A 6474-nucleotide genomic window follows, 5' to 3' on the forward strand; every position below is an offset into this window, starting at 1 on the left:
TCACCACGTCGTCCGTGCGGCGCGCTGCGATGTCAGCGTGCGGCCTGCTCACGCAGGGTGTTCAGACGATCCAGGTCGCCCGAGTAGTTCCGTTTGCCGATCATGAATGCGGCAGCCGCGACGAGCGGTGCGAACGGCACCAGTTGCAACGCACCCAGCAGCCCGATCCGATCGGCGACAATGCCGGTGAGGACAGCCGCCGGCGCGAGGCCCAGCAGGTTGTTCGCGAGCGTCAGGGTCGCAAACGCCGAGGCATGAATCGTCGGCGGCGTGAGGTTCGCCACCATCGCGCCCGACGGGCCGCTCGCGCCGGCGCAGAAGAACATGCCGGCACCGATCACGACGAGTTGCCACGGCCCCGCGGGCATCTGGAAGCCAATCGCGAGCAGGACGAAACAGGCGAGGCAGAAAGCGATCGCGGCGACCCATTTGCGTTCCCGGGCGTTCTTGCTGAGCCGGTCAGCGAGGTTTCCGCACACCACCATACCCACCCCGGTTATCAGCACGAACACCGCTGCGCACATCGCGGCCTTGCCGGTGGCCATGCCGTAGTAGCGATTCAGGAAGCTCGGCAACCACGCCCACACAGCGGCGGGAACCAGCAGATGAAGGCCGCTGCCCACATAAGCGCACACCACGGACTTCGTCGAGAACAGTCCCCGCATCAGCGCGCGCAGGCTCATGCACACGCCGCGCGATTGCGCCTGCCTCGTCACGCTCGCCGGCTGCAGCTGCACGAGACGCTTTTCGGTGACGACCAGGCGGTAGATCACGACCAGCACGATCCCCATCGCCGCCATTGCGCCGAATGCCGAACGCCAGCCGAGGTGAGCCGCCACCGCGCCGCCGAGGGCCATGCCCAGCACCGAGCCGAATGCGCCGCCCGCCATGAAGGTGCCGGTCAGCGTGGAGCGCAGCCGCACCGGAAAAATGCTCAGGACAACCGCGATGCCGACACTACCGTAGGCCGCTTCGCCGATACCGACGAAGGCACGCGCAAGCAGCAACTGGCCATAGCTCGTCGCGACCGCGCAGCCCGCCGTCGCGAGACTCCACATCGCCGCCATCAGCACGATGCTCTTCACACGGCCCCAGCGGTCGGCGAGCACCGACAGCGGAAACGTGAGCACACCGACCATCAGCGCGACCACGCTGCTGAGCGAACCCAGCTGCGCGTCGGACAAATGCCATGCGGCCTTGAGCGGCGGAAACACGGCATTCAATACCTGCCGCGACATGTAGTCGGAAAGCAGCAACCCGACCGTCAACGCAAACACCACCCACGCATAAGCGCGCACGCCCGTCTGTGCTGCCGAAACTTCGCCCGTCGTGGGCCCAGCATGCTGAATCAGCATGGTTCTGTCTCCTTCCTGTCTGACGCCCTGGCGGCCGCCTTGCCCGCGAGGGCCAACGACCTGTTATGGATTCCGCTACCGGCTCCCCGCTATGCGCCGGGGAGCGCTATCCGTGAAGCCCGGCCTCGGCTTACGCGTCGGTCCGGGCTCCCGGCGATCACGCCGCGCGCAGCGGCATGTTCCTGACGCCGGCCTGGCGGTTCGGCGCCATACCGTTGGCGACGAGCGTCTCGTCGATCGTCTCGTACTGCACACCAATACGATAGATCTCGCGCGCTTCTTTACCAGTGGCAATCTCGCGCCCCAGTTCACGCGCGACGCGCACGCACTGCTCGATCTGCTGCACCGACGTGAAGCGCTTGCCGTGCTGGTCGATGATCGTGTCCTCGATGCCGCAGCGCGGATGCAGGCCCATCGACATCGCCATCATGTTGAACGGCAGCACGTTCTTCAGCAGCGACTCGGCGGTGAGCGTGCAGCCATCCGGCGCGCGATGCACGAAGTTGAAGAAGTTGAACGGATTCGGGCCGTCGAAGCCGCCACCGATACCGATCCACGTCAGGTTCAGCGGTCCCTTGTACACGCCCTTGCGCACGAGGCGCTCGAGCGTTTCGAGCGCGTGGATGCCGGTGAGCTGGAAGTGCGGCTGGATCCCCGAAGCCTGAAGGCGGCGCAGGTGCTCCTCGACCCATGCGGGGCCAGCCGGAACGGTCATTTCACTATAGGCGGTCATGAACGCGGGGTTGGACAGCGAGGTGCCTTCCAGATACTCCGGATAGAGCAGCTCCATGATGTTCATCTGCGTGGTGTTGATCGCGACCGTCACCTGATCGGGCTTCGGTTCGAGATCGGCCAGCATGTGGCGCGTGTCGTCGGACAGCCACTTCGCGCTCTGTCCTTCATCTTCCGGTGCAAACGAAATCGAGCCACCGACCTGAATGATCATGTCGGGCACCGCGGCACGCACACCCGCGATCAGTTCATTGAACTTCGACAGGCGCTTCGAGCCCTTGCCGTCCAGTTCACGCACATGCAGGTGCAGTACCGTGGCGCCGGCGTTGTAGCAATCGACGGCCTTCTGGATCTGCTCGTCCATGGTGACGGGGATGTCTTCCGGGAAGTCCTCGGGCATCCATTCCGGGCCGTACGGCGCCGTTGTGATGACTACCTTGTCCTGATTCTCAGGGTGCAGCGAATCGTCGAGAAACTGCATTTGTTTGCCTCCGTCCAGTTTGGGGTGACGCTGTTCCGATGTCGCGAAGTCGCTTGAAATTCGCTGGAACATTTCGAACGCCATGTACCCACGATACGGCAATCGCACGCTACACTTTTATGATTGGGCGCCATCCTTTTAGCCATTCGTGCCACTTCGCGTTAACACCAATCTGTGCGCGAAGCAAGCGTTTAATGACAAGAAAATGACCCCGCATGTGAATGCGTCCGGAGAAACCACGATGGAAACAAGGGTGACGTCGGTAGCCATGAGCGGCTATTTCGAAGTGACGCGACGGCTCGGACTGAATCCGGTCGAGCTCGCGAAACAGGCCGGCATCGATGCCGGCGCGCTCGCGAATCCGGACGATCGTGTACCGATCGCCGCCTGCTGCCGGCTGCTGGAAATGACGGCCGAAAAGGCCTCCTGCCCAACTTTCGCGCTGCAAATGGCGGAAACGCGGCAGACCTTCGGCAGCGGCGTGGTCAATGTCCTGCTCGCGCACAAACGCACGCTGCGCGAAGTGCTGCTGGCTGCGGCCCAATACCGTCATCTGCTGAACGAAGCGCTGGCGGTCCATGTCGAGGACGCGGACAAAACGGTCACCATTCGGGAGGAACTCGTCGTCGAACCGGGTACCCCGACAACGCAGGCGATCGAGCTGGCGCTCGGTGTCCTCGCGCGGCACTCCAGCGCGCTGCTCGGCAAGTTCTGGAAACCGCGCGAGGTCCATTTCACGCACCCGGCGCCCGCGGACCTGACGTTTCATCGGCGCTTCTTCGGCTGTCCGCTGGAGTTCGGCAGCGACTTCAACGGGTTCGTTTGCGCGAGCGCCGATCTCGACTACCCGAATCCACTAGCCGACCCTGAACTCGTGCGCTATGCGGAGAGCCTTGCGTCTCCGCTGAACGTGACCGGTGCGGAATCGGCCGCGCTCGAAGTGCGCAAGGCGATCTACCTGCTGCTGCCGCTCGAGCAGGCGAACGCCGAGCTGGTTGCCCGTCATTTGCGTCTGAGCGTGCGCACCATGCAACGCCAGTTGAATTCGGCCGGCACCAGCTTCTCGGATCAGGTGGAGGAAGTCCGCGGAGAACTTGCCGTGCGCTACATGAGCAATCCCAGCTATCCGATCGGACGGGTCTCCGCGCTTCTCGGCTATGCGCAACAGGGATCGTTCACGAACTGGTTCGTGTCTCGCTTCCACATGACGCCGCGCCACTGGCGCGCGAGCCATTCGAAATGATGAGGCGCGGCGCCGCAAGTGAAGACAAAAAAACGGAGGGTGATGCACTGAACATCACCCTCCGTTCACGCGGTACGCGCCATGGCCATCCGGTCATGCGGCACGAAGCTTCACATACCGGCCCGGCGCGCTCTCGATGGTCTTGTACTTTCGATTGCCGAGCTTCGCACGCGCCTCGATCTGTTCGCCGGAATGCTGTTTGACCCAGTCTATCCAGTGATTCCACCAGCTACCGCGCCGCTGAACCGCCGTTGCGCGCCAGTCGTCGGCATTCTCGTCGCAGGTATCGTTGGTCCAGTAGCTGCGTTTGTTCTTCGACGCCGGATTGATCACGCCCGCGATATGGCCGCTTGCCCCCAGCACGAACTCGGTTTGACCGCCCAGTAACTGCGTCGATCGATACGCGGATCGCCACGGCACGATGTGATCTTCGTCGGCCGCCATCAGATAGCTCGGCATATCGATGTTGCCGAGATCGACGGGCGTATCGCAACAGGTCAGTTTGTTCGGCACGCACAGACTGTTTTCGAGGTACATATTGCGCAGATAGTAGCTGTACATCGGGCCGGGCAAATTGGTCGTGTCCGCGTTCCAGTAAAGCAGATCGAACGCAGCCGGGGTTTTGCCTTTCAGGTAGTTGTTCACGACATACGGCCAGATCAGATCGTTGGCACGCAGCGACTGGAATACGAAGCCGAGTTCGCGCCCGGGATAAAGCCCGCCACCACCGATCGTCCGCTCGCGCAGCGACACACCCTGCTCGTCGATGAAGACGCCGAGATCACCCGGGTCGTTGAAGTCGAGCAGCGCCGTCAACAGCGTCAGGCTCGCCACGGGGTCCTCGCCGTTCGCACGCATGATCGCCAGCGCCGACGACAGCATCGTGCCGCCCACGCACCAGCCCAATGCGTTGACCTTGTCGGCCCCACTGATGGCTCGCGCGACGCTGATCGCCTGCATCACGCCATCCTCGAGGTAGGCGTCCCATGTGGTCTGCGCCATGTCCTGCTGCGGATTGCGCCAGGACACGACGAACACGGTCAGCCCCTGCTCGCAAGCGAAGCGCACGAAGGAATTTTCCGGCTGAAGATCCAGAATGTAGAACTTGTTGATACACGGAGGAACGATCACGAGCGGTCTTGCGGCGACCTTCGGCGTCAGCGGTGCGTACTGGATCAGCTGCAACAGATCGTTTTCAAAGACCACCGCGCCGCTCGATGTGGCGACGCTGCGGCCCACTTCGAACGCCCTTTGATCGGTGATCGAAATCGAGCCGTTGCCCAGGTCGTCGAGCAGTTGCGTCAAGCCCGCGAGCAGACTCGATCCGCCCGATTCCACCGCCGCCCGGATGACCTCGGGATTCGTCACGGCGAAATTCGCGGGGCTCGCGAAGTCGATGAATTGACGCGTGAAAAAGCGCAGCTTGTGCTTGTCCTTTTCATCGAGCGTGCTCGCCTCGACGAGTTCCGCGAGCGCCCGGGCATTGATCAGATAGCTCTGTTTCAGAAGGCTGTACCAGCCGTTGCTGGACCAGTCGTCGGCGTGAAACCGCCGGTCTCCGTGCTCGGGCTCGGCGACCGACTTCACTGCCGGCCGCGCGCCGATCAGTCCGGCGACGGCGTCGCCCCACAGTTCCGCCTGCTGTTGCAGGTATTGGGTGCTCGCGTGCGTCATGGTGCCTCGCGCGACAAGCCCGTTGGTGTCGATGTCAGCGCGCTTGGCGTCGAGCACCGTCGTCGCGTGTCCATCCATGACGGGCGAAATGCGCCAGAAATCGAAGCCGGCGTTGACCCAGCCCGTGGAGAACTCGTGTGGCATGCTAAATGGCATTCTCATGGCGAACTCGCTGTCATCCGTTGGCGGCGGCGCAAGCCGCGCTCGCCTCGACACGGTCGGCGCACGACGTCGGCATCACCACGGCGTCGCCTTCGATCACCACCTTGCCGCCGACCGTGCAAACGGTGGACAGCACCACGCGGCGCTTGTCGTGAATCAGTTCCTTGACGGTCACTTCGGCCTGAACGGTGTCGCCGGGTCGAACCGGCGCCTTGAAACGCAGGTTCTGACCGAGGTAGATCGTGCCCGGGCCAGGCAGCCGCCCCGCGATTGCCGCGGAGATGATGCTCGCGGTCAGCATCCCGTGAGCGATGCGCCCCTTGAAGGGTGTCGTTTGCGCAAACTGCTCGTTGATGTGAACCGCGTTGATGTCGCCCGACGCGCCCGCGAACAGCAGAATGTCCGCCTCCGTGATGGTCTTGGCGAAATGGGCGCTCATGCCCGGTCGCAGGTCTTCGAAATCGTATCCGTTAAGCTCATTCATGATTGTTCCACTTGCTGGGCACGTGTTTGCCCTGTGCTGGATGCGTACTACGCATGGGGACCGGATCTCACCGCTGGATGCGGTTAGCCCAGAGCGTGCTCGAGTTCCGGCACGACGGCGAACAGATCGCCAACGAGACCGTAATCGGCGACGCTGAAAATCGGCGCTTCTTCGTCCTTGTTGATCGCGACGATGACCTTCGAGTCCTTCATGCCCGCGAGGTGCTGGATCGCACCCGAGATGCCGACCGCGACGTACAGTTGCGGCGCGACGATCTTGCCCGTCTGGCCGACCTGATAGTCGTTCGGCACGAAGCCCGCGTCGACGGCCGCGCGCGAGGCGC

The 6474-nt window shown here is 63.1% G+C and carries 6 protein-coding genes; 1 reads left to right on the plus strand and 5 read right to left on the minus strand.

Annotation, left to right across the window (positions count from 1 at the left end; all coding sequences use genetic code 11):
* Positions 1 to 32: 32 nt before the first annotated feature.
* Positions 33 to 1355, minus strand: a complete 1323-nt coding sequence (locus tag F6X42_RS22140; protein ID WP_187636236.1) for an MFS transporter — start codon at positions 1353 to 1355, stop codon at positions 33 to 35.
* A gap of 157 nt (positions 1356 to 1512) precedes the next feature.
* Positions 1513 to 2568, minus strand: coding sequence for a beta-keto acid cleavage family enzyme (locus tag F6X42_RS22145; RefSeq protein WP_187636237.1), 1056 nt, complete (start codon positions 2566 to 2568; stop codon positions 1513 to 1515).
* Positions 2569 to 2809: 241 nt separating this feature from the next.
* Here F6X42_RS22145 and F6X42_RS22150 point away from each other — a divergent pair, with 241 nt between their 5' ends.
* Entirely contained in the window at positions 2810 to 3811 is a 1002-nt protein-coding gene (locus F6X42_RS22150; protein WP_187636238.1) for an AraC family transcriptional regulator, read from the plus strand.
* A gap of 93 nt (positions 3812 to 3904) precedes the next feature.
* Here the strand turns inward: F6X42_RS22150 and phaC are convergent, their stop codons facing one another.
* The 3 genes from phaC to F6X42_RS22165 all read right to left on the minus strand — a co-directional run.
* Positions 3905 to 5647: a class I poly(R)-hydroxyalkanoic acid synthase gene (phaC, locus tag F6X42_RS22155; protein ID WP_187636239.1), complete on the minus strand. Its 1743-nt coding sequence runs from the start codon at positions 5645 to 5647 to the stop codon at positions 3905 to 3907.
* A 13-nt stretch (positions 5648 to 5660) separates the two neighbouring features.
* Positions 5661 to 6131, minus strand: coding sequence for a MaoC family dehydratase (locus F6X42_RS22160; RefSeq protein WP_187636240.1), 471 nt, complete (start codon positions 6129 to 6131; stop codon positions 5661 to 5663).
* A gap of 83 nt (positions 6132 to 6214) precedes the next feature.
* Positions 6215 to 6474: electron transfer flavoprotein subunit alpha/FixB family protein (locus F6X42_RS22165; protein WP_222945670.1), on the minus strand; the 260-nt coding region annotated here is incomplete at its 5' end.

Source organism: Paraburkholderia podalyriae (genome assembly GCF_014397785.1).
Lineage (GTDB): Bacteria > Pseudomonadota > Gammaproteobacteria > Burkholderiales > Burkholderiaceae > Paraburkholderia > Paraburkholderia podalyriae.

What these genes read in the sequence shown, in the direction of transcription:
- F6X42_RS22140 (WP_187636236.1), bottom strand. Translation starts at nt 1,355, where the DNA reads ATGCTGATTCAGCATGCTGGGCCCACGACGGGCGAAGTTTCGGCAGCA.
- F6X42_RS22145 (WP_187636237.1), bottom strand. Translation starts at nt 2,568, where the DNA reads ATGCAGTTTCTCGACGATTCGCTGCACCCTGAGAATCAGGACAAGGTA.
- F6X42_RS22150 (WP_187636238.1), top strand. Translation starts at nt 2,810, where the DNA reads ATGGAAACAAGGGTGACGTCGGTAGCCATGAGCGGCTATTTCGAAGTG.
- phaC (WP_187636239.1), bottom strand. Translation starts at nt 5,647, where the DNA reads ATGAGAATGCCATTTAGCATGCCACACGAGTTCTCCACGGGCTGGGTC.
- F6X42_RS22160 (WP_187636240.1), bottom strand. Translation starts at nt 6,131, where the DNA reads ATGAATGAGCTTAACGGATACGATTTCGAAGACCTGCGACCGGGCATG.